26 protein-coding genes and 1 pseudogene are annotated in these 26774 nt (G+C 50.2%); 22 read left to right on the top strand and 5 right to left on the bottom strand.

Annotated elements, in window-relative coordinates:
* Positions 1-329: 329 nt before the first annotated feature.
* The 19 genes and pseudogenes from ML541_RS16355 (at position 330) to ML541_RS16265 (ending at position 19626) form a co-directional block, all read left to right on the top strand.
* Positions 330-1688, top strand: coding sequence for a UDP-glucose/GDP-mannose dehydrogenase family protein (locus tag ML541_RS16355; protein WP_243374507.1), 1359 nt, complete (start codon positions 330-332; stop codon positions 1686-1688).
* Positions 1685-2635, top strand: a complete 951-nt coding sequence (locus ML541_RS16350) for a UDP-glucuronic acid decarboxylase family protein (RefSeq protein ID WP_347710811.1) — start codon at positions 1685-1687, stop codon at positions 2633-2635. Before ML541_RS16355 ends, ML541_RS16350 begins: the two co-directional genes overlap by 4 nt.
* Before the next feature lie 2 nt (positions 2636-2637).
* Complete coding sequence (locus ML541_RS16345; protein ID WP_243374505.1) at positions 2638-3984, top strand: flippase; 1347 nt, start codon at positions 2638-2640, stop codon at positions 3982-3984.
* Positions 3959-5029, top strand: a complete 1071-nt coding sequence (locus ML541_RS16340) for a glycosyltransferase family 4 protein (protein ID WP_243374504.1) — start codon at positions 3959-3961, stop codon at positions 5027-5029. The genes ML541_RS16345 and ML541_RS16340 overlap by 26 nt, the downstream gene beginning before the upstream one ends.
* 292 nt (positions 5030-5321) lie before the next feature.
* Positions 5322-5757: pseudogene (gene tnpA, locus ML541_RS16335) on the top strand (IS200/IS605 family transposase).
* Between the two features lie 58 nt (positions 5758-5815).
* A complete protein-coding gene (locus ML541_RS16330) occupies positions 5816-7162 on the top strand; it encodes a hypothetical protein (RefSeq protein ID WP_243374503.1) in 1347 nt (448 codons plus the stop codon).
* 43 nt (positions 7163-7205) lie between these two features.
* Entirely contained in the window at positions 7206-8033 is an 828-nt protein-coding gene (locus ML541_RS16325) for a hypothetical protein (RefSeq protein ID WP_243374501.1), read from the top strand.
* Positions 8030-8806, top strand: coding sequence for a glycosyltransferase family 2 protein (locus tag ML541_RS16320; RefSeq protein WP_243374500.1), 777 nt, complete (start codon positions 8030-8032; stop codon positions 8804-8806). Before ML541_RS16325 ends, ML541_RS16320 begins: the two co-directional genes overlap by 4 nt.
* A 5-nt stretch (positions 8807-8811) precedes the next feature.
* Positions 8812-9774 carry an SDR family oxidoreductase gene (locus ML541_RS16315; RefSeq protein WP_243374497.1) on the top strand — a complete coding sequence of 321 codons (963 nt, stop codon included), beginning with the start codon at positions 8812-8814 and terminating at the stop codon, positions 9772-9774.
* Complete coding sequence (locus ML541_RS16310) at positions 9771-10331, top strand: sugar transferase (protein WP_243374495.1); 561 nt, start codon at positions 9771-9773, stop codon at positions 10329-10331. Before ML541_RS16315 ends, ML541_RS16310 begins: the two co-directional genes overlap by 4 nt.
* 99 nt (positions 10332-10430) lie before the next feature.
* Complete coding sequence (locus ML541_RS16305) at positions 10431-12341, top strand: nucleoside-diphosphate sugar epimerase/dehydratase (protein ID WP_243374493.1); 1911 nt, start codon at positions 10431-10433, stop codon at positions 12339-12341.
* Between the two features lie 35 nt (positions 12342-12376).
* A complete protein-coding gene (locus ML541_RS16300; RefSeq protein WP_243374492.1) occupies positions 12377-14032 on the top strand; it encodes a capsule assembly Wzi family protein in 1656 nt (551 codons plus the stop codon).
* 207 nt (positions 14033-14239) lie between these two features.
* Positions 14240-14497 carry a type II toxin-antitoxin system Phd/YefM family antitoxin gene (locus tag ML541_RS16295; protein ID WP_243374490.1) on the top strand — a complete coding sequence of 86 codons (258 nt, stop codon included), beginning with the start codon at positions 14240-14242 and terminating at the stop codon, positions 14495-14497.
* Positions 14494-14769: a plasmid stabilization protein gene (locus ML541_RS16290; protein ID WP_243374488.1), complete on the top strand. Its 276-nt coding sequence runs from the start codon at positions 14494-14496 to the stop codon at positions 14767-14769. Before ML541_RS16295 ends, ML541_RS16290 begins: the two co-directional genes overlap by 4 nt.
* Positions 14770-14898: 129 nt before the next feature.
* A complete protein-coding gene (locus tag ML541_RS16285; protein WP_243374487.1) occupies positions 14899-15777 on the top strand; it encodes a YicC/YloC family endoribonuclease in 879 nt (292 codons plus the stop codon).
* Positions 15778-15863: 86 nt separating this feature from the next.
* A complete protein-coding gene (gene gmk / locus ML541_RS16280) occupies positions 15864-16472 on the top strand; it encodes a guanylate kinase (RefSeq protein ID WP_243374485.1) in 609 nt (202 codons plus the stop codon).
* A gap of 135 nt (positions 16473-16607) precedes the next feature.
* Positions 16608-16817: a DNA-directed RNA polymerase subunit omega gene (gene rpoZ / locus ML541_RS16275; protein ID WP_243374483.1), complete on the top strand. Its 210-nt coding sequence runs from the start codon at positions 16608-16610 to the stop codon at positions 16815-16817.
* Between the two features lie 143 nt (positions 16818-16960).
* A complete protein-coding gene (locus tag ML541_RS16270; protein ID WP_243374482.1) occupies positions 16961-19111 on the top strand; it encodes a bifunctional (p)ppGpp synthetase/guanosine-3',5'-bis(diphosphate) 3'-pyrophosphohydrolase in 2151 nt (716 codons plus the stop codon).
* A 131-nt stretch (positions 19112-19242) separates the two neighbouring features.
* A complete protein-coding gene (locus ML541_RS16265) occupies positions 19243-19626 on the top strand; it encodes a RidA family protein (protein WP_243374480.1) in 384 nt (127 codons plus the stop codon).
* A 124-nt stretch (positions 19627-19750) separates the two neighbouring features.
* Here the strand turns inward: ML541_RS16265 and rpmB are convergent, their stop codons facing one another.
* On the bottom strand, positions 19751-19942 hold the full coding sequence (rpmB, locus tag ML541_RS16260; protein ID WP_012647230.1) for a 50S ribosomal protein L28: 192 nt from the start codon (positions 19940-19942) through the stop codon (positions 19751-19753).
* Between the two features lie 104 nt (positions 19943-20046).
* Here rpmB and ML541_RS16255 point away from each other — a divergent pair, with 104 nt between their 5' ends.
* A complete protein-coding gene (locus ML541_RS16255; RefSeq protein WP_243374478.1) occupies positions 20047-20643 on the top strand; it encodes a YdcF family protein in 597 nt (198 codons plus the stop codon).
* Positions 20644-20670: 27 nt separating this feature from the next.
* Here ML541_RS16255 and metG read toward each other — a convergent pair whose 3' ends face one another.
* Genes metG through tmk form a run of 4 tightly spaced genes read right to left on the bottom strand, consistent with a single transcriptional unit; the run spans position 20671 to position 24813 of the window.
* On the bottom strand, positions 20671-22200 hold the full coding sequence (gene metG / locus ML541_RS16250; RefSeq protein WP_243374477.1) for a methionine--tRNA ligase: 1530 nt from the start codon (positions 22198-22200) through the stop codon (positions 20671-20673).
* Positions 22197-23150 carry a stage 0 sporulation family protein gene (locus ML541_RS16245; protein ID WP_243374476.1) on the bottom strand — a complete coding sequence of 318 codons (954 nt, stop codon included), beginning with the start codon at positions 23148-23150 and terminating at the stop codon, positions 22197-22199. The genes metG and ML541_RS16245 overlap by 4 nt, the downstream gene beginning before the upstream one ends.
* Positions 23151-23202: 52 nt before the next feature.
* Entirely contained in the window at positions 23203-24165 is a 963-nt protein-coding gene (gene holB / locus ML541_RS16240) for a DNA polymerase III subunit delta' (protein ID WP_243374475.1), read from the bottom strand.
* 3 nt (positions 24166-24168) lie between these two features.
* Complete coding sequence (gene tmk / locus ML541_RS16235) at positions 24169-24813, bottom strand: dTMP kinase (protein ID WP_243374472.1); 645 nt, start codon at positions 24811-24813, stop codon at positions 24169-24171.
* Between the two features lie 157 nt (positions 24814-24970).
* On the opposite strand from tmk, the gene rnc reads away from it, so the two are divergent.
* Positions 24971-25687 (top strand): ribonuclease III, encoded by a 717-nt coding sequence (rnc, locus tag ML541_RS16230; protein WP_243374471.1) that lies wholly within the window; start codon positions 24971-24973, stop codon positions 25685-25687.
* Positions 25684-26757, top strand: a complete 1074-nt coding sequence (locus ML541_RS16225; RefSeq protein ID WP_243374470.1) for a radical SAM protein — start codon at positions 25684-25686, stop codon at positions 26755-26757. Before rnc ends, ML541_RS16225 begins: the two co-directional genes overlap by 4 nt.
* Positions 26758-26774 lie beyond the last annotated feature (17 nt).

The raw sequence follows: 26774 nt of genomic DNA, 5'->3' as shown, positions 1-26774 counted from the left end.
CAGTACTGTGTTACAATGGGCCACGGCTCGGATCTCCTTGTTAATATTGTTGTTTTGGCGAACTCAATATATCACAAGTAGCTCTCCGAGCCTTTCTTTATTGAATCAAATTATGGGACAGCAGTGATCCCCACTAGACTAATCAATGTGGAAGTGACTATGAAATAGACATTTCAGGAGTTGGCTTGCGTCTTATAGTCAATTCAACTGCAGTGGTACTACACGCAAAATGCAAGGCGGTGCTTACGAACTGGCCTCGTGAGAGGCTGCTGTATAAAATAAGATTTGAATCATGCAAATCATATATTTTCTTGAAGGGGTAGTTGTTAATGAAGGTATGTGTTGTTGGCAGCGGTTATGTCGGCCTTGTGGCGGGCGCGTGTTTTGCCGAGAGCGGCAACAATGTTGTATGTGTGGATATAGACGAGGCGAAGATAGAGGGGCTCAAGCAGGGAGCTATTCCTATTTATGAACCTGGTTTGAAGGAGATGGTACTTCGCAATAGTTCGGAAGGGAGACTAACCTTCACTACTGATCTGGAGAGTGCAGTTAATGCCTCACTCATCAACTTCATCGCAGTCGGTACCCCTCCTGGTGAAGATGGTTCGGCAGACCTCAAGTACGTACTCGGTGTTGCTAGTAGCATCGGACGTTACATGCATGGATTCAAGATCATTGTTGACAAATCCACCGTCCCTGTTGGCACTGCCGATAAGGTCCGCGCTACAATCGGACAAGAACTGGCTGCACGTGGAGTGAACTTTGAATTTGACGTTGTTTCAAACCCCGAGTTTCTGAAAGAAGGAGCTGCCATTGATGACTTCATGGAACCCGACCGGGTTGTCATCGGTACTGACAACGTTCGTACTGCAGAGATTATGAAAGAGCTCTACGATCCATTCATGCGCAAACAGAATCGGATGATCGTAATGGATATTCGTTCTGCCGAGATGACCAAATACGCCGCCAATGCAATGTTAGCTACCCGGATTTCCTTCATGAACCAGATTGCCGGCCTTTGCGAGCGAATGGGTGCCGACGTTGCAGCGGTGCGGGAGGGAATCGGCTCAGACTCCCGCATTGGCTATGACTTCTTGTTTCCTGGCCCTGGATACGGTGGTTCCTGCTTCCCAAAAGACGTCAAGGCACTGATTCGCACTGCAGATGAGTGCAACTACGAAATGCTGTTGCTTCAGGCTGTTGAGCAAGTGAACGAACGACAGAAAGAGGTCCTGGCCGACAAGCTAATCAAGGTTCTGGGAACGGAAGCCGAGGAACAACCTCTTAGCGGTCGTACCATCGCTTGCTGGGGCCTTTCCTTCAAACCACGCACTGATGATATGCGTGAGGCTCCATCGTTGACTATCATCGAACAGTTATTGGCAGCTGGTGCAACCGTACGGGTTCACGACCCAGAGGCGTTGGCCGAAGCAAGAAAATACTTCGGAGACCGAGTTGTGTACAGCACGAACCACTATGATATCTTGGAGTGCGCTGATGCACTGGTGATCATCACCGACTGGTCAGAATACCGTAATCCAGACTTTGATCTGATGAAGGCAGCGCTCAAACAGCCGCTTATCATTGACGGCCGCAATTTGTACCATCCAAACCGCATGGAATATGCCGGTTTCAGCTACATTCCTCTTGGCCGCAACGGCAGGGGCATTAACGAAGGAGGGAAATGATGCGTATCCTAGTCACTGGCGGGGCAGGTTTCCTGGGTAGCCATCTCTGCGAAAGGTTGTTGAATGAAGGGCACGACGTTATCTGTCTGGACAACTTCTTCACTGGTAGCAGGGACAATATCATCCATTTGATGGGCAGCCATCGCTTCGAGTTGATTCGCCACGACATAGTGGAGCCGATCCTGCTAGAGGTTGACCGTATTTACAACTTGGCCTGCCCAGCCTCGCCTGTGCATTACCAGTACAACCCTGTCAAGACCGTAAAGACGAGCGTCATGGGAATGATCAACATGCTCGGCATGGCCAAGCGGGTCAAGGCCCGTATTCTGCAGGCATCAACTTCGGAAGTCTACGGCGACCCCAACGTTCATCCTCAGAAAGAGGAGTACTGGGGCAACGTAAACCCCATCGGTATCAGGAGTTGCTACGACGAGGGCAAGCGAGTCGCAGAAACCTTGATGATGGACTACCATCGCCAGAACAACGTGGACATTCGTATCATCCGCATCTTCAATACCTATGGTCCGCGCATGGCTGAAAATGACGGACGGGTGGTTTCTAACTTCATTCTGCAGGCTCTTAGAAATGAGGATATTACTGTATTCGGAGATGGCTCGCAAACGAGATCTTTCTGCTATGTGGACGACCTGATCGACGGTATGATCAGAATGATGGAAAATGGGCAGGGGTTCATCGGGCCGGTCAATCTGGGCAACCCTGTAGAAAACACGATTCTTGAATTTGCTGAGACAATTGTTCGTTTAACCGGCAGTCAGTCGAAAATCATCTTTCAGTCTCTCCCATCTGATGATCCGAAGCAACGTCAACCGGATATCACTTTGGCACAAGAAAAGCTTGGCTGGCAACCGGTAGTGGGCTTGGAAGACGGCATAATTAAAACTGTACAGTACTTTAAAAGAGATTTTATTAAATCTGGTCATGCGTGAAGATGGAAAAATGTAAAAGAATTCATATCGCAAACGTCCTTACCAAGATAAATATATCAAATCCAAAACTCTATCCTGTATTAATGAATACAGGTTGGATGGTTAGTGATAAATTAGTAAAAATAACCACCACGTTGGTAGTAGGTGTCTGGATAGCGAGATATCTCGGTCCTGATCTGTTTGGTGAATTATCCTATGCGCTAGCAATAGCAGCCTTATTTCAAGCCATAGCAAATCTAGGATTAGACGGAATCGTAGTAAGAGATATTGCACGTGATTTTTCAATTGCACCAACAATACTGGGGACATCTTTAAAGCTTAGAATATTCTTTGGAGTACTGTCATGGCTTTGTGCGATTGTGACAGTGCTGTTTCTTAGGCCTAATGACACGAGAGCACTGATACTTATTGCATTAGTAGGTAGCGGAACTGTTTTCCAAGCGGCAGATACGGTAGATCTTTGGTTTCAAAGTCAATCCCAGAGCAGGCGAACCGTTATATCTAAGCTTGCTGCATTACTAACTGCAAATACCCTAAAAGTTGGGTTAATTGTATTGCATGCTCCGCTTCTGGCATTTGCCTTCGCCCAATTTCTCGAATTGGCAATCGGAGCACTAGCTATCTCACTGGCATATCTCAGATATCCTTCGAGCGGGCATTGGAAATCCTCTCGCAAAATTGGTATAAAGTTGCTTCATGAATCATGGCCATTACTGCTAGCTGGAATTTCAGTGATGATTTACATGCGAATGAATCAGGTAATGATACGCGAGCTCTCAGGAGAACATCAACTTGGTATATTTTCTGCTGTTCTTCCTTTTGCTGAAGTGTGGAACTTTATTCCAGTGACAATTTGCACAAGTTTTGCACCTTTGATTGCATCTGTTCGAGTTGAAAACAATACGCATTATTATAATATTTTGCAAAAATTATTTACTGGGATGGCATTGTTGGCATGTTTTATAATAATAATTGTTAATTTGTTATCTCCATTCATAGTAAACAATGTACTTGGCAAAAAATATGCTGATTCTACTTTAATATTAAATATTTTAATTGTTGCAGTATTGCCTACTTTTCTTGGTGTCGTTCAGAGTTTGTGGATTATTAATGAGGGACGTAATAGAATTGCTCTAATTAAAAGCGTTGGTGGTGCTATAGTAAGCTTATTGATGAATATCTTATTAATACCTAAGTACGGAGCCATTGGAGCCGCAGTCTCTACAGTGTTCTCACAAATAATTTCAGCTGTATTTTCAAATGTTTTTTTAGCACCGGCTATTTTCAAGATGCAACTCGGATTTTTAAAATTAAAAGTGAGACATGAAACGTCCATACCACAAAATTAGACCTATGATTTTTTGGGAAGGATTCCCCCCATGTGGTTTGCTAACCAAAAGACTAACTGATGCTTTTGGTGATGACCTCAAGTTGCTGGGGACACGTGCAGCGGTCCCATTTGCGGGGCTCGATAAATACCTTACCCATCCTATTCGTTGGCTTGACGTCCCCAATGAAATCTGGAATATCCGCGAGGAATATGCTGATCGCAATTTCATCATTCATACGGGGTGGCGCTATCCTGGTTGGCTAAAGTTCGATCGATGGATGCGATCCAGGGGGGCGAAAATCGTAATTACACTTGATAACACACCTCGTTGGGATATGCGCCAGCTTTTCGGATCAATCTGGTTTCGTTTATGGCTTCGTCGTCACTTTGATGGAGCATTTGTACCAGGACATGCATCTACGAGGTTACTGCATTATTTTGGCATGCCTCCAGAAAGAATTTTTACTGGGTATTATGGGGCGTTTGAACAAATCTATTATCCTGGGCCTCCAGTGTCACAGCGATCGAAAGAATTTCTGTTCATTGGGCAGCTAATTCATCGCAAAGGTGTTGACATTATGCTCGAAGGCTTCAGGAAATACCGAGCAACAGGTGGCGATTGGGGCCTGCGTATTATGGGAAACGGACCATTGGAGTTAATGTGCCATGGTGAAGGCATAACTTTTGAGGGTTTTGGACAACCAGAATACTGCGCAGAGCGGATGAGAAGCGCTCGCTGTCTGATACTTATGAGCCGTGAAGATCATTGGGGAACGGTTGTTTGCGAAGCGGCAGCCTGCGGTACGGCGCTGTTGACCTCAAGCAAGGTCGGTGCCACAGAGGATATCGTCAGACCCAATATTAACGGGCTTGTCCTTCATACTATGAACCCGGATGAGATGTGCAGAAAGCTGCAGTCGATCTCATCATGGAGCGCTCGGCAGCTTGATTATGCAGGCGAAGTTTCTTGTGGCATAAGCAAGGGATTTGACTCTCAAGCGTACCTTGTATCGGTATTGAATATGATGGAAAGCTTGTGTCCCCCAATGAACAATAAAGGCTAAACCAAGAAGCAAAAAATAAATAGTCACTAAAATTATCAGCATCCGTTATTCAACACAATATATTTCGCTGATTCTTGCATAAATAATGTATTAACCGACGCACTACCATGTCAGGCACTTAGTGGTTTAGCAGGGCCTGTAAAAATCAATTTTTAATGTGTAGTAGAAACTCACGCCCTACGGGCGTGGTAATGTTGGACTGGCTATGCCGGTCCTGAATAGGTATGGCTGAAAGCCGCTCACTGCTATCCTTGTAAATTGTTGCCGCAACTTCGAAAACAAGGAGGACACAGTGAGCAGCCGGTTTCGCAAGTTATCACATACGATATGGCATTGTCAGTACTACATCGTGTGGGTGTCGAAGTATCGGTACCGAGTATTGCATGGGACGGTAAAAGAGGCCGCAGAGAACGGGATAATGGCAATTTGTGGTTATGCTGGATGCGGAGTAGTAGAACTGAATGTCTAGCCAGACCACGTGCATTTGGTGGTGATGGTACCACCGAAGCTGCCATACCGGATCTGCTTGGCCGGCTGAAAGGGCAAACATCGATGAAGCTCTTCCAGCAGTTTCGGCACTTGAAGAGGAAGCCATATTGGGGCAACCACTTTTGGCCAAAGGTTACTGCGTAGATAGCGTTGGTCTGGACGGGGATATGATACGCAAGTATGTCCGCTACCAGGAAAAGAAAGAAAAACAGTTGGAACAGCTACAGCTGAGCGATTGAATACATTGGGCGGCGCAACTCCAAGACCAGCCCCCTGAGGGGCAGGCCTAGCCCTCCTATGGAGGGCGAATTTCAAAGCCGCACCCTATGGGTGCGAATATTTACAATCCAAAACAAGGCGTCAACAGTGGTTTATTTTTCTTTTTACATTCTAACTGCTTTACTTAATGTTTATGTAATTTTTCTGGCTAGGCGTCGGTTTGATACGTATATTAATCCATGGAGCTTTTTTTTTGTTTCTGAGACATTTATTTTGCAAGGAGTATCTATTATAGCGGTATTGTTTGTTTACACTGATGATACCTCATTGTATATCAACAAAATGCTTATTTGTGCCTCCTTGTACACATTTGCGTATACTATCTCGTTTTTTTTTAGTTCAAGAGTTATAGATCAAATTACTTATAGTATTCTAGCCAATTTAACCGATACTCGTGTTCTAAAGAACAACCGGCATATTATTCTTTTTATATTACTAAGCACTTTCTTTTTATCTTTTGGTGTGTTGATGTTAAGAAGTGGTGCAGGTACTCTTTGGCTAACTGATCCACGACATGCATACGAGGCTTATCGTGGAACTGTTAATGCAGGGGCTTTTTATGCCTTAGCGCAATGGACGTTGATGACGACGTTCTTTGCCTACGTTTGGGGAGAGGATACTAAAAGGCTCTTCTTCTGTTCAATCATATTTGCTTTCATTGCTTATTTTCTTGGTTCAAAACAATTCATAATTGATTTTATTGTAGTAGCGATAATTTCATACGACGCTTTTATAAAAAGACTTTCGGCTAAAATTCTTTTTTTCTATATGCTTCTTTTTTCTGCTTTGTTTCTATTTTTGCTCGGAAAGGGAGATAATAATATTATATTGATTGCAGCAAAATACTTCGGTGAATATAGTTATGATTCTATGTTGATTTTTCCGGTTAAAGAGTCAAAAATATTCTATTTAGGTCAAGTGTTTCTAACTGGGTTCTGGCAATATGTCCCTAGATTTTTATACGAAGGGAAACCGTACGAATTTGGATTTTCACTTGTAAATTCAGTCCTATTCCCCGGAGCAGCTGAACGAGGTGCTACCCCTGGCATGTTACCATGGACCTCATGGTACTTGGATGCTGGGTATTTAGGTGTATTTGTTTATTCGTTCTTACGAGGACTCATAGATCGAGCAGTTTTTTCACAGTTCAACCGGTTCAAGTACAACACTTTTATTTCGTTTTTTACAGTAACTTATGTCTTAACTCCGTTGTTATTTTTTGCTCCGACACTATACGTTTTTATATGGATTATTTGCGTATGTTGGACAACCAATTTTGTGCTGCAATTACTTTATCGAGTAAGTAGAAAACAAAAGAGTGGTAACTGTAAACATGAATGTTTGCTTAGTGGCGAAGGTGCATAGACTACATCAAAAACGAGCACAAGTTCGGTAAGGCGCCTGATTGATGCGTTGGTTTTCTTGTTTTAAAGCATATGGTGATTTGGTTATAGCAAGTAATGTGATACGTAGGGCTGACTTGTCACAAAATGGAATACTAATAGGTTCCCATCTGCGTCCATTACTTGATACTTTGAATTTCCCCGGGCAAAGTAAGGTGGTTGAGGTTGGAGATGTTGTCCCAGCTTTATTTGACATCAAAAAATGTGGTTATTTGCGTGCCATGATATGTGGTTTTTGGTTAAAGCGTGGTATCAGAAGGATTCTTGATCCTCGTTATGATACTCTAGTCTTCGACCAGTTGGGAATTAGGCAGCAATTCATTGCATCTCAATTCCATATCGAAAGTTTAGGAGTTGAAGATAATATTTATAAAAATTATGCCGAGTTCCTCGGCATTAGTTTGTCAATAACTCCTACAATTAGCTCTTCTAAGAGCAAACGCACCAAGGTGTACGTGTTTCCTGACAGTCGTCTCCGGGAGAAAGAACTGCCATACTCTTTGCTAAGAGATATTGTGGAAGTTAACAAAAGGTACGGAAAGAGCACCACTATTGTGAAGGTTGGGCTTCCGACTGAGCTGCCACCTTTTGTTGGTGCTGAGATAAAATGGTTGAACGGTTTTCCTCAATTGCTGTCAGTTATCCGAGGCGCTGATGCTGTCGTTTCGGCGGATAGTCTTCCTGCACATCTGGCGGAGTATAACCAAATTCCAGTGTATGTCTTTACCCCAGTGCCAAACGATTACTGGATGCCGCTATCAAGTTACGCTGACCACTATTTCTCTCTTTTTAACGTTGATGAACAATATAAAACTTGGATAAAAGTTCTATGAACATATCACCTAGAGTGAAAATTACGGTGGTAACCGTTAGTTATAACGCTGAAAAAACAATATCCTATACGTTAGAATCTGTAGCAATGCAAAATTATCTAAACATTGAGCACATTGTTATTGATGGTGGCTCCACAGACTCTACACTAAATATTGTTAAAGCAGCATCGCCGCCAATTGCTAAGGTCATAAGCGAAAAGGACAACGGTCTGTATGATGCGATGAATAAGGGCATAAGTATGGCGACTGGTGACGTGATTGGTTTTATCAATGCCGACGACTTTTATCCTAGTGCACACGTTCTGAGCGAAGTTGCTGAGTTGTTCCAGAACCCGCAGATTAATTCATGTTATGGTGATTTGTGCTATGTTAAACAAGACAATCCAGAGCAGGTTGTACGTTATTGGAAATCGTCTCCTGTGCCACCCAATGCTTTTGTCAGTTCTTGGGTCCCACCACATCCGACTTTTTTTGTTAGGCGGCATGTCTATGAAAAACTGGGGGGATTTAATCTTGATTTTAAAATAGCTGCTGATTTTGAACTTATGCTGAGATTTTTGAATGTAGCAAAAATTTCAACATACTATATTCCAAAAACATTGGTGCATATGAGGCTTGGTGGCACAACTAACCGCTCGCTACGGAATATTTGGCTGCAAAACCTTGAAATTGTAAATGCATTAAAACTACATGGATATACTCCCTCCCTCCCTTCATTTGTTTTCCGAAAGACTCTGTCACGTGGCAAGCAATTTTTTGCCAAAGGGGCTTAGATTAAATGCGTTTTTTTGTTACAGGAGCAACCGGATTTGTGGGTCGTTCACTTTGCTCTGTACTGCAGTCAAAGGGATGTTTGGTACGTGGTTCACTTTTGCCAAGTGAATTTTCTAGTTCTCTAATCCAAGGAGTTGAGCCTGTGGTCTGCAAACCACTTGGCCCACAATCTTCTTGGACATCAGCATTGAATGGAATTGATACTGTTTTTCATCTTGCGGCAAGAGTTCACATAATGCGTGAAATAGCCTCAAACCCTTTAGATGAATTCCGAAAGGTCAACACTTTTGGGACAAAAACACTGGCAGTACAGGCAGCTGCGGCGGGTGTAAAGCGTTTCGTCTTTATGAGCACCATAGGCGTTAATGGCGATAATTCTGGTGATATCCCCTATACAGAGATCGGACAGCCACAACCCCATAATCCATATTCAGTTTCCAAATACGAGGCTGAACAGATATTGAGAAAAATTTCTGCTGAAACAGACATGGAGATAGTAATTCTTCGTGCTCCCCTTGTCTATGGTCCGGGTAATCCTGGTAATTTTCTCTCACTGCTCCATATTGCTGCAAAGAGAGTCCCTCTTCCATTTGCGTCAATCGAAAATAAACGTAGCCTGATCTATGTTGGCAATCTTATTGATGCTCTTGCAACTTGTGCTACACACCCCGCTGCTGCAGGCCAGACATATCTTGTCAGCGACGGTGAGGACGTCTCTACTCCTGAACTCATCCGTCGTACCGCCTCTGCCCTTGGAGTGCCAGCGCGTCTCATTCCTTATCCCCCCTCGCTCATGCGCATTGCAGGAAAGCTAACTGGAAAGAGTGCGGCGGTTAACCGCCTGACCGGCTCACTGACGGTTGACAGCTCTAAAATCAGACGGGAATTGGGATGGAAACCACCATTTACCATGGAAGAGGGATTAAGGGAAACTGCCCGTTGGTATAAGGAGGCAGACTTTAAATGAAACGATTCTTCGATATTATATGTGCTTTAGGAATTTTGGTAGTTGCCGCTGTTCCAATGGTTATCATTTCATTAATGGTAAAGCTGACCTCAAGGGGACCAGTGTTATACTGGTCCGACCGAGTGGGCAAGCATAACTGTATTTTCAAAATGCCAAAATTTCGCAGCATGAGGATAGAAACTCCTGCGGTCGCTACCCACCTGCTTTATGATCCTGATCGTTATCTGACTCCGATCGGTAAGTTTCTTCGGAAGTCAAGCCTTGATGAATTACCACAATTGTTTAGCATCCTTAATGGCAATATGAGCTTTGTTGGCCCCAGACCAGCTTTATTCAATCAAGATGACCTTATTAGATTGCGGACCGAAAAGGGGATACACCTATTGAAACCTGGTTTGACAGGTTGGGCTCAGATAAACGGCCGTGATGAACTGCCAATTCCCATAAAGGTCCAATACGACGAATATTACCTGAAGCACCGATCTCTCTTGCTTGATTTGAAAATCATTTTTATGACCTTTGCGAAAGTGCTGCGCAGGGAAGGGATTCAACACTGATGGTCAGGGTGTTTCTTGCATTCCGCTCCATTAATGATATGATATAAACCCTCACAAGATCTTAGTTGCTGCAATTTTATTTAATCCCAGGAGGCGATGATGTTTTCTGCTAGAAGGATCTTGGTCTTTCTTTTGGACGTCTGCTTGATACTGTCTGCCTTTGTCCTGTCGTTTCTTTTGCGCTTCGATTTCCAAATTCCTGCCTCTGAGCGAGACCTAGTTGTGAGCGGCCTTTGCGTCATCATGATCGTCAAGCCACTGGTATTCGTGGCTTCCGGCATGTATCGGAATATCTGGCGGTATGCTTCCCTGCAGGACGCCATCCAAATCTTCAAAGTCGTCACTTTTTCCACTGTCATTTCAGCGTTTGCCCTCATGCTCATCAAGAACGCCTCTGGCTTGCCTAGGTCGATCTATGCTCTAGACTGGTTCATGCTCTTCTCGTTGGTGGCTGGCAGCCGCCTTGTTTGGAGGATTTACCGAGAGATACACATACTACCAAAAACCAAGAACGGGCATAGGACATTGATAATAGGCGCAGGAGAGGCAGGCTGCCTTCTCTTGAAAGAGATCTGGAAACAACAGGATTCTCCTTACAAGGTTGTCGGCTTCATTGATGATGATTCTGAGAAGCAGGGATTGAAGCTGAACGGGCTTCCAGTTTTGGGCAAAATAGAGAGGTTGAAGGCATTGGTGAGAAAATACCAGATCGAGGAGGTGATTTTTGCCATTCCTTCAGCCAGTCGAGACACCATGCGAAGCGTAATCGGCTGCTGTGAGAAAGCCTCTGTAAAGTTCAAGACCTTGCCCAGTATTACGGACATAGTGGACGGCAATATTTCAGTGAATCAAATTAAAGATGTTGAGATTGAGGATCTGCTGGGTCGTGAACCCGTGGTACTCGATCAGGCAGCTATCCGCGGTTATCTGACTGACAAGAGGGTCATCGTTACCGGCGCTGCGGGCAGTATAGGCAGTGAAATCTGCCGGCAGGTGGCGAAATTCAAGCCGTCAAAAATACTATTGTTTGATAACGCAGAAACACCTCTCTATTACATCGAAAAGGAGCTGACGGAGACATTTCCCGAGCTCAGAGTGGTGCCGGTAATCGGCGATGTGAAGAATGCGGAACGGGTGGAAAGCATCTTTGACGAATTCGAGCCGGAGGTAGTATTCCATGCGGCAGCATACAAGCACGTGCCGATGATGGAATACAACCCCGTCGAAGCAGTGAATAACAACATTCGCGGGACTAAAGTACTAGCGGATGCGGCACGCAAACACAGCGTCAAGAACTTCGTCATGATTTCCACCGATAAGGCTGTCAATCCCACAAATATCATGGGGGCAAGCAAAAGGGCAGCCGAGATATATGTGCAGGCCTTGGCTGCCAAGAGCAAGACGAAATTTACCACGGTACGTTTCGGCAACGTCCTCGGCAGCAATGGCAGCGTAATCCCGCTGTTCAAAGAGCAGATTAAAAAAGGTGGACCGGTTACCGTTACCGACCGGGAGGTCATCAGATATTTCATGACCATCCCCGAGGCGAGCCAGCTGGTTCTGCAGGCTGGCTGTATCGGCAATGGCGGTGATATCTTTGTGCTGGACATGGGAGAGCCGGTGCGTATTCTTGATCTGGCTGAAGAATTGATCAAGCTCTCTGGTTTGGTTCCCTATCAGGATATCGATATTGTCTTTACGGGCCTACGCCCCGGGGAAAAGCTCTTTGAAGAGCTTTTGATAGAAGGGGAGGGGGTCAAGCCGACACAGCATAAAAAGATTCGTGTTCTTTCTGCTGTTCAATCTGATATCAATAGGATTTCTCAGGAGCTTGAAGTCTTGTTCAAAGCTGCTGAACATGCCAATTTACCTACCCTTATGTTTTCACTGAAGCAATTAGTGCCGGAATTTACACCCCGCTATGTGTTTGATGGACCTGCTCCTGTCGTTTTTCAGAAACTGCGACCCGATTTATTCGTAATTCCCCAAGCTGCAATAAATGAAAACTGATAGTGCTGCAGTATAGAGATTTTCTGGTCTTTTTGATGATAAAAACTTGCAAGAAACTTATTACAATTGCTGTTCTTTTCTTTTTGCTATTGCCTTCTACCACCTGCTGGGCTCTTTCATCCTCAAATATTCCCCTCGACAGTCCCGTTTATTCCTATCTGGAAAAGCTGGCCGGCTTTGGTCTGATTAAAGGCGATGTCAAAGGCATCCGCCCCTTTTCCAAGGCGGAGGCGGCAAGGCTTTTACTGGAAGCGGAAGAAAACCTTGCCAGTGCCGATGCCGATAAACAGCCCTTTGCCAGGGAACTGATCGAACGGACGCACGATCTTATTCCACGTGAGGTATCCCTACGTAAAAATCCGGGCGAAAAACCGCCCCTTCTCGATTACAATCTGGTTTCCTCCCTGCGCTTTCGCTATGTTTACCTGGATGGCCTGCCGCGCAGCTATGAACGCCCTGTCCACGACCCCGGCGATGACGGTGTCTTCGGCCTCGGGTCAGGGCTTCGCCCTGCGAATCCGTACCCGTCGCCAGTGCAGCAGCATGGAACCGAGGGAACGCCGCTTCTGGAGAATAACAACGGTGTTATCTACCACGACGGCAGCAATGGCGAGTTGCGCTGGGCCGCCGAGGCTTATCTGAGTGACAAGGTGACTGGTCTCATTGAACCGTCGATCCTGATCGGGGATGATAGCCGGATCAGGATGAATCGCGGCTATATTAAGCTTGGTGGCGGCGGGCTTGAGCTCGAACTGGGCAAGGACGAAAACTGGCTAGGTCAGGGTCATCGCGGCACTATCACCCTGACCAATAATGCCGAGAATTTCACCCTGGTAAAATTGTCGAGCCCTGAGCCGGTGCGGATCGGGTGGCTTGCATGGCTGGGCGATCTCAAGTATGCCCTGATAGGATCGCGCTTCGACAAGACCTTTACTGGTGGTGTGGAGCGCCAACCGTGGTTTTACGCATTGAAGCTGATTTCCAAACCGACTGTTAACTTTGAGATCGGTTTCAACCTGGGCCGGCAGGTGGGGGGACCCGGCGTTAAAAACGGCACCGGCGACACGCTACGGGGGCTGATCGGCGGCACCAGCGCCGACAACTCCAACGGACTGGCGGGTTTCGAGCTTAGGTACCGCATGTCGTGGCTGCGCAATATGGAGCTCTTTGGAGAATTTTCCGGTGAGGATACCGCCTCTTTCTGGCCCATCGTTGAGAGCTATGTGGCAGGCTTCTACATTCCCCGCTTGACCGATGATGGCAGAAACGACTTCCGTTTCGAGTTCTTCCAGGGCAACCAGATTCTTTACACTAACGGCACCTTCCCGGAGGGCTACATTTACAAAGGCATGCCCATCGGCCATTCCCAGGGGGGCGCTGTTCAGGACTACTTTGCCCGTTACAGCCACTGGTTTTCCGTACGCCACAATCTGGCGCTGGAATACATCTTCACCCAACGGGGCAACCTGGGGCGGGTGAAGGTAGACAGCTCCGGTAACTTTGACGCCAATGGGACTCTGCAGGCGGTTGAACGGAAGCACGTAGGAAGAATCCGCTGGCGATTGCCCATCTACGGCGATATGGATGCCCAACTGACCTATGGATATGAGCGGATCGGCAATTTTGACCTTATCCCAGGGGCGAAGAGGACTAATCAGCTGGCTGTTGCGGAGATTACTTATCGGTATTGACGGCCGTGAAGGGTGAGGAGTGAGGAGTGAGGAGTGAGGCTGAGAACAGTGAGGCGTGACTGGTGACGGGGTAACGTCGAACCGAGGACGGTGAAAGGGTACCTGTTACCCGTCAGTTGTTACCTATCACCGGCTGGTTGACAGACCGTATTATCAATAGTATTGTTTGTCGTGCGATAGGTAGTATTGATCTTACGAGGTGCGGGTATGAAAAACATCGCGGCAAACGAATTGAAAACAAAAGGGGTATCTTCCATCGAAAAGGCACTTGAAAACAGTGCTGAGGCAATCATTTCAGTGCGTGGGCAGGATCGTTATGTGGTCATGGAGATGGAGGAATACAACCGGCTGCGGGTTTGCGAACTGGAAGCTGCTCTATATGAAGCCCGTCAGCAAGTGGCTGCAGGGGAATTTGTCGAGGAGAGTGTGGATGATCATGTGGCGCGGATCCGGAAGGTGCAATGAGCTTCCGCATCATCTATACCCACAGTTATATCAAGCGAGCCTCGAAATTCATCAAAAGGCACCCTGAAATCCTATCCCAGTATGAAAAGACCCTGAAGCTGCTGGAGCTCAACCCATTCCACCCATCACTGCGCCTGCATTGCCTTGACGGGCCATTGCAGGAACTGCATTCGGTATCAATCAATATCAGCTATCGTATAACCATTGAGTTCATAATGGAAGAGGGGAAGATAATTCTTGTCAACGTCGGTAGTCATGATGAGGTTTATTGATAGTGAATGGTGATTGGTGGCTGGTGATTGGTGAATACTAACTCCTTAAACCCGTTAGCCGTTATAGTTTTTAACTTCGAACTTGGAACATAGAACATAGAACATAGAACAGTTTCACACGGAGATATAATGATCAAAAGCATGACCGGATACGGCAAGGCCGAGACCGACTCAGCAACGGGCAAGCTGACCGTGGAAATACGGTCGGTAAATCACCGCTACGGTGAGATATTCGTCAAACTGCCGCGGCTCTATATGCCCTTCGAAAATGATGTTAAAAAGTCGGTCGGCCAGGCCCTGAAGCGGGGGAAGATCGAGGTTTTCATTCAGCGGGAAGAGGCTGCGGCCGGTGGTGCGCTGCCCGTTCCAAACCTTGAGCTTGCAAAAGCCTATTTTCAGGCTTTTTCCAGCATAAAAGGCGCACTGGGGCTTGATGAGGAGGTATCATTATCTCTTGTTGCCGCCCAGCGGGATGTAATCGGCGCTGCCGAGGCGGCTGCCGCTCCCGAGTCTGCTCCTGCCGAGCTTATGGCGGCAGTTGAAGCTGCCGTCGGCGCACTGGATGCCATGCGGAGCAGGGAAGGGGAGGCATTGCTGGAGGACCTGCAGAAGCGGCGTGCGCTACTTTCTGTACTCATCGCACGTATTGCCGGGCGGGCGCCCCAGGTGGTCGCCGATTATGCGGTGCGGCTCAAGGAGCGGGTGGCACAGCTGGCTGCGGATACCTCAGTGACCGAGGATCGACTGGCTCAGGAAATCGCCATCATGGCCGACCGTTGCGACATCACCGAAGAGTTGGTACGCTTCAACAGTCATCTCCAGCAGTTCGACGAGACCATTGCCTTCAATGAGCCGGTCGGCCGCAAGCTGGACTTCCTCCTGCAGGAGATCAATCGGGAGGTGAATACCATCGGTTCCAAGGCCAACGATGGGGAAATCGCCGCCTGCGTGGTCGAACTCAAGGCTGAACTGGAAAAGATCCGTGAGCAGGTGCAAAACATCGAGTGACACAGTGAGGGGAGAGGCGTGAGGGATATCTTGACTTTCCTCACTCCTTACTCTTCACTCCTCACTCGTTTCCAAAGGAAACGATCATGAAACGCGAAGGTATTTTGTTTGTCATTTCGGCTCCTTCGGGAGCAGGTAAGACCACGCTGTGCAAGGAAGTCATTGACATTTTTCCGAACTTGCGGCATTCTGTCAGCTACACTACGCGTTCTGCAAGGCCCGGCGAGGTACATGGCCGGGATTATTTTTTTGTATCACTTGATGAATTCAAGGGGATGGTGGCAGCCGATGAGTTCGCCGAGTGGGCCGAGGTCCACGGCAATTTTTACGGCACTGCTCTGAAAACCCTTGAGGACTACCGGGCACAGGGCATCGATGTCATATTGGATATAGATTGCCAGGGCGCTCACCAGCTGAAGAAAAAGTACCAGGGCGCCGTATACCTGTTTGTATTGCCCCCCAGTTACCAGGAACTGCGTCGTCGGCTCGATTGCCGCAGCTTGGACGCGCCTGAGGTCATTGACCGGCGAATCGAAGCCGCTGCCGGTGAAATAAGAGAATCACGCTGGTATGACTATATCATCGTCAACGATGTCTTTTCCAAGGCGGTCGAGGAGCTGAAATCGGTGCTGATTGCCGAACAATGTAAAACAACGCGCGTACTGGCGGGTGTTTCGGAGCTGTTCGACATTTAGAGCGGTGATTGGTGAGGCGTGAAGAGTGAAGAGTGAAGAGTGAAGAGTGAAGAGTGAAGTTTTAACGCCGAACCTCGAACTTCGAACTTCGAACCCAAAACATAGAACATAGAACATCTGTTAAAGGAGCATATAATGGCACGAGTTACCGTTGAGGATTGTTTGGAAAAGGTCGATAACCGTTTTCTGCTGGTCATGCTGGCGTCGAAACGGGTGAAGCAGCTCTTCAAGGGAGCGAAGCCGCTCATCGACAACCGGGCTGCCAACAAGAACGTGGTGGTTTCGTTGCGTGAGATTGCTGCGGGTAAGGTGAATTTCGAGATTGCCAGCCGCAAAAGCCGCTAATTTGAAGGCTACCAAAGGGGGGAACATTGCGCTTCCGCCCTTTTTTTGTCTCCAAAAGACGGTGAGGAGTTAAGAGTGAGGAGTGAAGAGAAACAGCTTTTACCCCTAACACCTTACGCCTCACTGGGGGTTGCTGACTTTTAATGATCAGGCTGAACGACATACTGGAAAAGGTTTCTTCCTATAATCCTTCCTGCGATCTGGAACTGGTGCGAAAGGCATATGTCTTCTGTGCCAAGGTTCACCAGGGGCAGACCAGGCTATCGGGTGAGCCATATCTTGTGCATCCCATGGAGGTCGCCGGACTTCTTGCTGAGCTGAAGCTCGATGTGCCGACGGTGGTGACCGGCCTGCTCCATGATACGGTCGAGGATACCCTGACGACCCTCGAAGAGCTGGAGGGGATGTTCGGACCCGAGGTCGCCCGGCTGGTGGATGGGGTGACGAAGATCGGCAAGATCCATTTCAAGACCAAGGAGGAGAGCCAGGCGGAAAATTTCCGCAAGATGCTGCTTGCCATGGCCAACGATATCCGGGTGATCCTGGTCAAGCTGGCTGACCGGCTGCACAACATGCGGACCTTGCAGTATCAGCCGGAACCGAAGCAGCGCAGTATCGCAAAGGAGACCCTGGATATCTATGCCCCCATTGCCAACCGGCTGGGCATATCGTGGGTCAAGAGCGAGCTGGAGGACCTTTCCTTCCGTTATCTGGACCCGCAGATATACTACGATCTGGCATCCAAGGTAACCAAGAAGAAGAAAGAGCGCGAGTCCTACGTGGCAGAGGTGATGCAGATCATCAAGGCCAAGCTGGTCGATCACGGCATTAAAGGGGAGGTCTCCGGCCGGAGCAAGCATCTCTATTCCATCTACAGGAAGATGCAGAGCCGCAACGTGGACATAGACGAGATCTACGATCTCATTGCTATCCGCGTCATGGTGGAAGACATCCGTGAGTGCTATGAAGTGCTCGGCATCATCCACTCCACCTGGAAACCGATTCCCGGCCGTTTCAAGGATTACATCGCCATGCCGAAGGGCAACATGTACCAGTCCCTGCACACGACGGTCATCGGTCCCTATGGAGAGAGGATGGAGGTGCAGATCAGGACCGTGGAGATGCACCGGGTCGCCGAGGCAGGCATTGCCGCCCATTGGAAATACAAGGAAGGCAAGGGCTACGACGAGAAAGAGGTAAAGCGTTTCACCTGGCTGCGCCAGCTGCTGGAATGGCAACAGGAGCTGGACGATTCCCGGGAGTTCATGAACACGGTGAAGGTGGAGCTCTTCCCGGAGGAAGTCTATGTATTCACTCCCAAGGGAGATGTGAAGGGCTATCCCAAAGGGTCGACCCCCATCGATTTCGCCTACAGCGTTCACACTGATGTGGGCCATCGCTGTGTCGGCGCCAAGGTTAACGGCAAACTTGTGCCGCTGAAATACGAGTTGAAGAATGGCGATATCGTCGAGGTCATCACTTCTCCCCACCATACCCCCAGCAAAGATTGGCTGAAGATCGTCAAAAGCTCCCGGGCAAGGAACAAGATACGCGCCTGGATCAAGACCGAAGAGCGCCTGCGCAGCATCACCCTGGGCCGGGAGATCTGCGAAAAGGAATTCCGGCGCTATTCGCAGAACTTTTCCAAGGTGCAGAAAAGCGGCGAGCTGAAACGGGCGGTGACCGAATTCGGCTTTGTCAGCGAAGACGACCTTATGGCCGCGGTCGGTTACGGCAAGCTGTCGTGCAACCAGATCCTGGGCAAGCTGTTCCCAACTGAAAAGTTCGAAGAGGCCCAGGAACACAAGGAATCGCGGGTCGGCAAGGCCATGCAGAAGCTGAAGGGGAAATCCTCCAGCGCCATTCAGATCAGCGGCGTGGACGATGTCCTGGTCCGTTTCGGCAAGTGTTGCAATCCCCTGCCGGGCGACGAGATTATTGGTTTCATCACCCGTGGGCGCGGCGTGACGGTGCATACCGCCGACTGTCCCTTCGCCCTTGATAGCGACCCGCAAAGACGCATCGATGTAGCCTGGAGCAAGAACAAGAAGACAGCGTTGCCGGTAAAGATGCGCATCGCCTGTCACGACGAGAAAGGGATCCTCGCCAATATCACTACGGCCATCACCAACTGCGAAGCCAACATCGTCAGTGCCTCCATTCAAAGCACCGTGGACAAGCGCGGCATCAATACCTTCGAGGTCGACGTGACCGACCTGGATCACCTGAACCGGGTCTTCAACAGTGTCATGAAGGTCAAGGGAGTCATCAAGGTGGACCGGCTCAAGTCTTAGAGGCGGTGACCGGTGAAGAGTGAAGAGTGCTTTTTGTCACCTGTTACCTGTTACCGTTTTTAACCTCGAACCTCGAACTTAGAACTTAGAACTTAGAACTTAGAACTTAGAACCGTCTTCAAGGGGGATATATGAAGAAAGAAATTATTGCGACCGACCGTGCGCCGAAGGCTATTGGGCCGTACTCCCAGGGGGTAAGGGCGGGGGGCTTTGTGTTTTTTTCCGGCCAGATCCCGCTCGATCCTGCGACCGGGGAGATGCGCGGCGCTACCTGCGCCGAGCAGGCCGAACTGGTCATGGATAATATCGGTGCCATGCTGGGGGCCGCAGGGCTCGATTTCTCCTCCGTCGTGAAAACCACCATCTATCTGACCGATCTCGCCAATTTTGCCGCTGTCAACGAGATTTATGGCAGGAGGTTTGCCAATGAGCCGCCGGCACGGTCAACGGTGGAAGTGAAAGGGCTGCCCAAGGGAGCGCTGGTGGAGATAGAGGTAATTGCTTACGCAGGATGAAGAGTGAAGAGTTGTTACCTGTCACTGCTTCTAAGCCCACGAAAAAAAGCCGCCAGCGATTAGCCGCGGCGGCTTAAGATTGAAACATAGAACCTCGAACCTTGAACTTCGAACGCTTTTTTTTTTAGAGCGCCTTGGTAACGTGGCCGGAACGGATGCAGCGGGTGCAGACCTTGATGCTGCGGACGGTTCCGTTTTTGACGGCTTTTATCTTCTGCAGGTTCGGGTACCAGGTTCTGCTGGTTTTGTTATTGGCGTGGCTGACGTTGTTACCGAAGCTCGGACCTTTACCGCATATTTCACATACTTTAGACATATCTCTGTACCCTCCGAATTTACTGAAGCTGCTATTTATAGCAAATAGCCTGTCGCGATGCAAGCTATTTTTGCGTCGCTCGTTGTAAAAGGATAACCGATATCATGGTCATAGTTCGTGGCATATTTTCGTTGTTGATTGTCGTTCTGCTGGTGGTTGTCGTGCTGTTCGTGGATTTTACCTATAAAACGTTCAGTCAGCGGCAACGGGATCTGAATTGCGATGCCATCGTCGTTCTAGCCGGTGGGCGGGGGCGTATCGAAGAGGGAAGCCGTCTTTACCGGGAAAACCGCGCCCGATGGCTCTTTCTGATCGGTGTAGACCCCTCGGTCCGTAAAAGCGACCTTTTCGTCGAGCGGAAAGGGGAGCGGGGGGGCGAAGGGGTATTGCTGGAGAAGGTTTCTCGCAATACCCTCGAAAATGCCCTCTATGCCAAGGAAATGATTGTGCGGCGAAATATCAGTTCCATAGAGCTTATCACCTCCCGCTACCATATGAAGCGGGCAACCCTTATCTTTCGCCACGTCTTGCCGAAGGAGGTGAGCATCTATCCCCATCCGGTGGACACGAAAAACCTGAAGGAGGAGTGGTGGAACCACCGCGGCAGTTTCCGGCTCCTCTTCAGTGAGTTCTATAAGTACTGCCTGTTCCGGGTCTTCTTCCTCTTTGCCCCCAGCGAATTGCAGTCTGCTGTGAAATAGGAACCCGGGATTTCCCCTGCTTTTCTTCTACTCAGTCTTTTCTTCTATCCTGGGGAACAGGGCTTCGGCCTTGGAAATCGCTGTCCCCGGCTTCAGGCCACCCCACTGCAGCCCTTTTTCATTTGGCGCATCGGTGACACCCAGGTACGACAGGGCCTTTGCCGCGGTCTGGGGCATGAACGCAGAGACAAGCTGGTGGATGATCCGCTGTGATTCCAGCAGGCAGTACATGACCGTTGCCAGCCGGTCCCGTTGTGCCGGGTCCTTGGCCAGGGTCCAGGGGGCGGTTTCATCGATATATTTATTTCCGGCCGAGACCACCTCCCAGATGGCTTGCAACGCCTTGCTGAAGGCCAGTTCTTCCAGGTGCGTATCCACCTGCTGCACCATTTTCTCGGTTTTGTCCCGGTATGCCCTATCGATCTCGGCGAACTCGGCCGGAGCCTGCACTGTCCCACCGAAATACTTGTTGATCATGGCCGTGGAGCGGCTGAGCAGGTTGCCCAGATCATTGGCCAGATCGGAATTTATGCGATGCACCAGTGCGGCGTGGGAGAAATCGCCATCCAGGCCGAAAGGGACCTCGCGCAGCAGGAAATAGCGGACGGCGTCTACGCCGTATTTTTCCACCAGCATGTTCGGTTCGACCACATTCTGCAGGCTTTTGCTCATCTTCTGCCCTTCGATGGTCCACCAGCCGTGGGCGAAGACCTTCTTCGGCAGAGGTAGCCCGGCTGCCATGAGGAAGGTGGGCCAATAGACGGTGTGAAAGCGCAGAATATCCTTGCCGATAAGGTGCACATCGACCGGCCAGAATTTCTCGAAATTGCCCGACCTGTCCGGATAGCCGAGGGCGGTGATGTAGTTGGCCAGGGCGTCGAACCAGACGTAGATGACGTGCTTATCGTTGCCGGGGACCGGGATGCCCCAGGAGAAGGTGGTGCGCGACACGGAAAGATCCCGTAGCCCCTCCTTGATGAAAGAGATGATTTCGTTGCGCCGGGATTTGGGCTGGATGAAGTCGGGATTGGCCTCGATGTGGGCCAGGAGCTGCTCCTGGTACTTGCTCATCCTGAAGAAATAGGATTCTTCCTTGAGCTTTTCCGTGGGACGGTTGCAGTCCGGGCATTTGTAATCGATGAGCTGGGTCTCGGTCCAGAAGGTTTCACAGGGGGTGCAGTACCAGTCTTCGTATTCTCCCAGATAGATGTCCCCCTTTGCCATGACATCCTCGAATATCTTGGAGACTCCTTTTTTATGGCGCTCCTGGGTGGTGCGGATGAAATCGGAGTAGGAAATATCCAGCTTTTCCCATAGCGCCTGGAACCGCTTCATTACCCGGTCTGCCAGTTCCTGTGGTGTTTCGCCTGCCGCATTGGCTGCCTTTTCCACTTTCTGCCCGTGCTCATCGGTGCCGGTCAGAAAGAAAACCTCATAGCCCTTAAGGCGTTTGTAGCGAGCCAGGACATCCGCTGCCAGCGTCGTGTAGGCGTGCCCGATGTGGGGAACGTCGTTAACATAGTAAATGGGCGTGGTAACATAAAAGGCGCGGCTCATTGTTTCTCCTTTTTGGGCTTGTCGCTGTTTCTGTTCCGGCGGTCCTTGTTGCGGCCCTTGCCCCCTTGGCCCGGGGCTGATGTCGGTTTTGCCTCCCCCTTCACCTGCTGTTCCCCTTCCTGTTTCTGCGGTTTCTTCTGCCGGTCGGAAATATTTTCCGGTTTGATGTCGTCCCCTTTGATGGTGACGAGGCCTTCGCTTTCCGACTTGACCGTGACCGTGCCCTGCAGCACGTTCAGTTTTACCACTTCCCCTTCAACCGAACCGCACTTGACCTGTTTACCGCATTTCGGCAGGCATTTTCTCAATGAGCAGTAGGTGTTGAATTCGTAAGAGAGGCAGCAGAGCAGCCTGCCGCATTGGCCGGAGATTTTCGTGGGATTGAGGGCCAGATTCTGTTCCTTGGCCATCTTGACCGATACCGGCTCGAATTCCCTCAGATAGGAGGAGCAGCAGAGCTCCCTGCCGCAGATGCCGATCCCTCCCACCATTTTCGATTCGTCCCGCACCCCGATCTGGCGCATCTCGATGCGGGTGTGGAAGGCATGGGCCAGATCCTTCACCAGTTCCCTGAAATCGACCCTGCCGTCGGCTGTGAAATAGAAGATGGCCTTGCTGCCGTCGAAAAGGTACTCGACCCGCACCAGCTTCATTTCCATGCCCCGTTCCTTGATCTTTTCCAGGCAGAAGCGGTGGGCTTCCTTTTCCTTGGCGGCATTTGCCGCTACCGTTGCCAGATCCGCCTGATCGGCTTTCCTGAGGATGTTTTTCAATCCCTCGTGGAGGTGTGCCTCGGGGAGTTCACGGGGGGGGACGACCACTGAGCCCATGCTCTTGCCCCGTTCCGTTTCCACTATGACCTTGTCGCCGACTTTCAGCTCAATGTTGTTGGCATTGAAATCATACAGCTTGCCGGCGGGGGAGAACTGAATTTTCACAATCTTGATCAATATATTCCTCCGGGAAATCGCTTCCCTTTTCTGTTGATTGATTCCGGTGTCGTTACCGCTCTGCCAGCCTCATGAAGAGTACTTCCAGGGCGAGGCGGGTATTGACGTTGCGCAGCAATGCTGTCTTTGCCGAAGCAACGTTTTCGATCTTTTCCATGATCCTGGCCCGGTTTAGACCTTTTCCCAGTTGTTCCAGGAGCGGTAAAAGGTCGGTGTTGACGATGTCGGTGCCTTCCGCCCCAAGCAGCAGCAAGTCGCGCAGGAATGAGGTCAGCACTTCGATGGTCTCCAGTGCTTTTTCCTTTTCAGCGGCCAGTTCTTCAGCAGCCTGAAAGAGTGGAGTTATGTCCCCCGTTGAGAGGCCGAAAAGCCTGGTCAGAAGCTGCTTTCTTTCGGAGATGACGGTACCTTTCGTGATCTCTAGAGCGTTTTTCATGCTGCCGCCGGCCAGGGACGCGGCAAGATGTGCCGATTCACCGTCAATACCGGTGTTTACCAGATATGACGTGATCATTTCCTCCGGGAGCCCGTGAAAAAAGAGTCGCTGGCAGCGTGACAGTATGGTCGGCAGCACTCCGGACGGCTGGGAAGTTATCAGGATGATCAGGGCATTGCCCGAAGGCTCCTCCAGGGTCTTGAGGAGTGCGTTGCCGGCCGCCTGGTTGAGCCGCTCCGCGCCGTCGATAATGCATGCCTTTTTCGGCGCTTCAAAAGGGCGGTAGGCAAGTTCTTTCTGCAGGCTTCTGATCTGGTCTATCTTGATGAAGGCCCCGTCAGGTTCGATCAGATGCATGTCGGGGTGCTGCAGTGAACGGATTTTGCGGCAGGATGAGCAAAGGCCGCATCCGCCGCTTGTGCTGCAGAATGCTGCTTCTATGAGGGCAAGTGCCGTTGCTTTTTTACCGCATCCCTCCACCCCTTCGAAGAGATAGGCATGGGCAAGCCTGCCGGTTGTCAATGAACGCTTGAGAATGCCGATGGGGGCATCCTGGCCCAGAATTTCGGCAAAGGACATGATCTACTTCCCGTCCAGCCTGTCGAGCACGGCATTGGTGACGGCAATCCGCGTCTCTTCTACATTTTTGCTGCCGTCAACGATGATGAAGCGTTTCTTTTCTTCTTCGGCCAATTGCAGGTATCCGTTCCGCACCTTTTGGTGAAACCGTGCCGATTCCAGTTCGAAGCGCTCCTCACGTGCCCCCGTGGCGATGCTGTCGATCCGGGCCAATGCCCGTTGCAGCCCCACCTCCACCGGACAGTCGATCAGTACGGTCAGTTGCGGCTTCAGCCCGGAGGTGGCCAGCCGATTCAGATAGTCGATGGTATCCAGGTCGAGACCGCGGCCGTGCCCCTGGTAGGCGAGGGTGGCATCGGTGAACCGGTCGCAGAGGACTATCCGTCCCTCGGCCAGGGCAGGCCTGATGACCTCTTCCACATGCTGAGCGCGGGCGGCTGCGTAAAGAAGGAGCTCGGCCGAGGGGATCATGGCCATGTTCGCCGCATCAAGGAGGATGGCCCTGACCTGATCGGCGATGGGGCAGCCTCCGGGTTCCCGTGTCAGCAGGACCTTGAAGCCCTTTTCGGTCAGGTGCTGTTCAAGAAGTCTGATCTGGGTGGTCTTGCCGCACCCTTCAATGCCTTCGAATGTGATGAAACAGCCCATGACGAGCGCTCCGTACGGTGAAAAATCGATAAATTATATGGGAGAGGGGTGAATTAATCAAGATAAAATCATGTCAAAATGGCATATCTATTGAAAGAACCAGGCCATTTGTTTATAGTGATCAGCGCAGTGTATCTCTGTTGAAACCGAAGGAATTATGCCCGACGAAACGGTCAAGCCAATCGCCGATCTGGAGCAGATCGTCTCCTATATTTTCACCGACAGGAGCTTGCTGGACGAAGCCCTGACCCATCCATCCTTTGTCAACGAAAGCGGTGGTAAAGTCCGGCAGGACAATCAGCGCCTGGAATTCCTAGGGGATGCCGTCATCGGCCTCATCCTGAGCCATGAGCTTTTCAGCCGCTTTCCCGGCAGCAGGGAAGGGGAGTTGACAAAGCTGAGGGCGTCGCTGGTTGATGAAGCCTCTCTGGCCCTGCTTGCCGGGAAAATCCACCTGGGCGCCTTTTTGCGCCTGGGGCGCGGCGAGGAAAAGAGCGGCGGTCGCGACAAACCCTCGCTTCTGGCTGATGCCTACGAAGCGCTGGTGGCTGCAATTTACCTGGACGGCGGTATGGAACCGGCGGCGTCCATGGTTAAACGTCATTTCGCCCCTCTTGTGGAGAATGGGGAGATGAGAACCACCGGCAGGGATTTCAAGACCGACTTCCAGGAACTGGCCCACCGGTTGTGCGGTCTCGCCCCGCGCTATCAGCTGCAGGGTGTTTCCGGCCCCGATCATGAGAGGATCTTCTCCGTCGCGGTGCTGCTCGGCGAGGAGCTTCTTGGAGAAGGGGCGGCAAAGAGCAAAAAAGAAGCCGAACAGGCAGCTGCGCGACAGGGAATCGCCCTGCTGAAAAAACGCCAGGCTCCATGAGCGTTACAGTTCCATTCTTCATTTCCCATCTCGGCTGTCCCCATCAATGCGTATTCTGCAATCAGCACAAAATTGCCGGGACCGGCGGCAGCTTACCGGACAAGGCGGAGATACTTAACAGTATCGATGCCTATCGCCGTTCCAGTGGGGGCGACTCCGTGCAGGTCGCTTTTTTCGGTGGCACCTTTACCGCCTTGCCCCAAACCGACCAGGAAGCATTGCTGCAACCGCTACAACCGCTGCTTGCATCGGGCACGGTCGAGTCTGTGCGCATTTCCACCAGGCCGGACTGCGTGGATCGGGACAGTGCCCGGTTCCTGCGCGACAGGGGTGTCGGGATCGTCGAATTGGGGATCCAGTCCATGGCGGACGATGTCCTGGAGATGTCGGGGCGGGGACATTCCGCTCTCCATGTGGAACAGGCGGCCCATGTCCTGCGGCAAGCGGGCCTGCCATGGGGCGCCCAGCTCATGCCGGGGCTTCCGGGGGATTCCCCCACCAGATCCATGGCATCCCTGGAACGGATCATAGCCCTTGAACCCAGCTGTCTTCGCATCTACCCGACGCTCGTCATCGCGGGCACGCCCCTGGCCGACCTTTTCCGCCAGGGATCCTATGAGCCTCTGACCTTGGAAGATGCAGTCACGCTCTGCATGGTGATGCTCCACCGAGCCTGGCAAGCCCGATTGCCGGTAATCCGTATGGGGCTGCAACCCACTGCCGAGCTTGAGACAACAGGCACGGTCCTGGCGGGCCCCTATCATCCAGCATTCCGCTACCTGGTGGAATCGGAGCTCTGCTTTCGGCTCCTTGCCCGGTTGGTGAGCGGCATGGCACGCGGTACCTCGGTGCGGATAACTTGCGCCCCTTGCCGGATTTCGACCGTCAGCGGCCATAAAAGGTCCAACATCGACCGCTTGTCCCGGCAAGGCGTCAGAGTTTCTGCAATCAAGGGCGATGCCGCTCTCTCTTCCTTCCGGATGGTTGTGGAGACAGGGGGAGAGAGACTGCAGGGGCATCTGCTCGATGATCTGGATGGGGGAGAATTTCTTTCTTTCATTGAATCATGAAATCCCGTATACCCATT

This window comes from Geotalea sp. SG265, assembly GCF_022808985.1.
GTDB lineage: Bacteria > Desulfobacterota > Desulfuromonadia > Geobacterales > Geobacteraceae > Geotalea.
The sequence above is the reverse complement of the archived record's forward strand: the minus strand, read 5'-3'. Positions and strand labels throughout refer to the sequence as shown.

Bases quoted from the DNA above. Each gene is read 5' to 3' on its own strand.
- ML541_RS16355 (WP_243374507.1), top strand. From the start codon at position 330: ATGAAGGTATGTGTTGTTGGCAGCGGTTATGTCGGCCTTGTGGCGGGC.
- ML541_RS16350 (WP_347710811.1), top strand. From the start codon at position 1,685: ATGATGCGTATCCTAGTCACTGGCGGGGCAGGTTTCCTGGGTAGCCAT.
- ML541_RS16345 (WP_243374505.1), top strand. From the start codon at position 2,638: ATGGAAAAATGTAAAAGAATTCATATCGCAAACGTCCTTACCAAGATA.
- ML541_RS16340 (WP_243374504.1), top strand. From the start codon at position 3,959: ATGAAACGTCCATACCACAAAATTAGACCTATGATTTTTTGGGAAGGA.
- ML541_RS16330 (WP_243374503.1), top strand. From the start codon at position 5,816: ATGGAGGGCGAATTTCAAAGCCGCACCCTATGGGTGCGAATATTTACA.
- ML541_RS16325 (WP_243374501.1), top strand. From the start codon at position 7,206: ATGCGTTGGTTTTCTTGTTTTAAAGCATATGGTGATTTGGTTATAGCA.
- ML541_RS16320 (WP_243374500.1), top strand. From the start codon at position 8,030: ATGAACATATCACCTAGAGTGAAAATTACGGTGGTAACCGTTAGTTAT.
- ML541_RS16315 (WP_243374497.1), top strand. From the start codon at position 8,812: ATGCGTTTTTTTGTTACAGGAGCAACCGGATTTGTGGGTCGTTCACTT.
- ML541_RS16310 (WP_243374495.1), top strand. From the start codon at position 9,771: ATGAAACGATTCTTCGATATTATATGTGCTTTAGGAATTTTGGTAGTT.
- ML541_RS16305 (WP_243374493.1), top strand. From the start codon at position 10,431: ATGTTTTCTGCTAGAAGGATCTTGGTCTTTCTTTTGGACGTCTGCTTG.
- ML541_RS16300 (WP_243374492.1), top strand. From the start codon at position 12,377: ATGATAAAAACTTGCAAGAAACTTATTACAATTGCTGTTCTTTTCTTT.
- ML541_RS16295 (WP_243374490.1), top strand. From the start codon at position 14,240: ATGAAAAACATCGCGGCAAACGAATTGAAAACAAAAGGGGTATCTTCC.
- ML541_RS16290 (WP_243374488.1), top strand. From the start codon at position 14,494: ATGAGCTTCCGCATCATCTATACCCACAGTTATATCAAGCGAGCCTCG.
- ML541_RS16285 (WP_243374487.1), top strand. From the start codon at position 14,899: ATGATCAAAAGCATGACCGGATACGGCAAGGCCGAGACCGACTCAGCA.
- gmk (WP_243374485.1), top strand. From the start codon at position 15,864: ATGAAACGCGAAGGTATTTTGTTTGTCATTTCGGCTCCTTCGGGAGCA.
- rpoZ (WP_243374483.1), top strand. From the start codon at position 16,608: ATGGCACGAGTTACCGTTGAGGATTGTTTGGAAAAGGTCGATAACCGT.
- ML541_RS16270 (WP_243374482.1), top strand. From the start codon at position 16,961: ATGATCAGGCTGAACGACATACTGGAAAAGGTTTCTTCCTATAATCCT.
- ML541_RS16265 (WP_243374480.1), top strand. From the start codon at position 19,243: ATGAAGAAAGAAATTATTGCGACCGACCGTGCGCCGAAGGCTATTGGG.
- rpmB (WP_012647230.1), bottom strand. From the start codon at position 19,942: ATGTCTAAAGTATGTGAAATATGCGGTAAAGGTCCGAGCTTCGGTAAC.
- ML541_RS16255 (WP_243374478.1), top strand. From the start codon at position 20,047: ATGGTCATAGTTCGTGGCATATTTTCGTTGTTGATTGTCGTTCTGCTG.
- metG (WP_243374477.1), bottom strand. From the start codon at position 22,200: ATGAGCCGCGCCTTTTATGTTACCACGCCCATTTACTATGTTAACGAC.
- holB (WP_243374475.1), bottom strand. From the start codon at position 24,165: ATGTCCTTTGCCGAAATTCTGGGCCAGGATGCCCCCATCGGCATTCTC.
- tmk (WP_243374472.1), bottom strand. From the start codon at position 24,813: ATGGGCTGTTTCATCACATTCGAAGGCATTGAAGGGTGCGGCAAGACC.
- rnc (WP_243374471.1), top strand. From the start codon at position 24,971: ATGCCCGACGAAACGGTCAAGCCAATCGCCGATCTGGAGCAGATCGTC.
- ML541_RS16225 (WP_243374470.1), top strand. From the start codon at position 25,684: ATGAGCGTTACAGTTCCATTCTTCATTTCCCATCTCGGCTGTCCCCAT.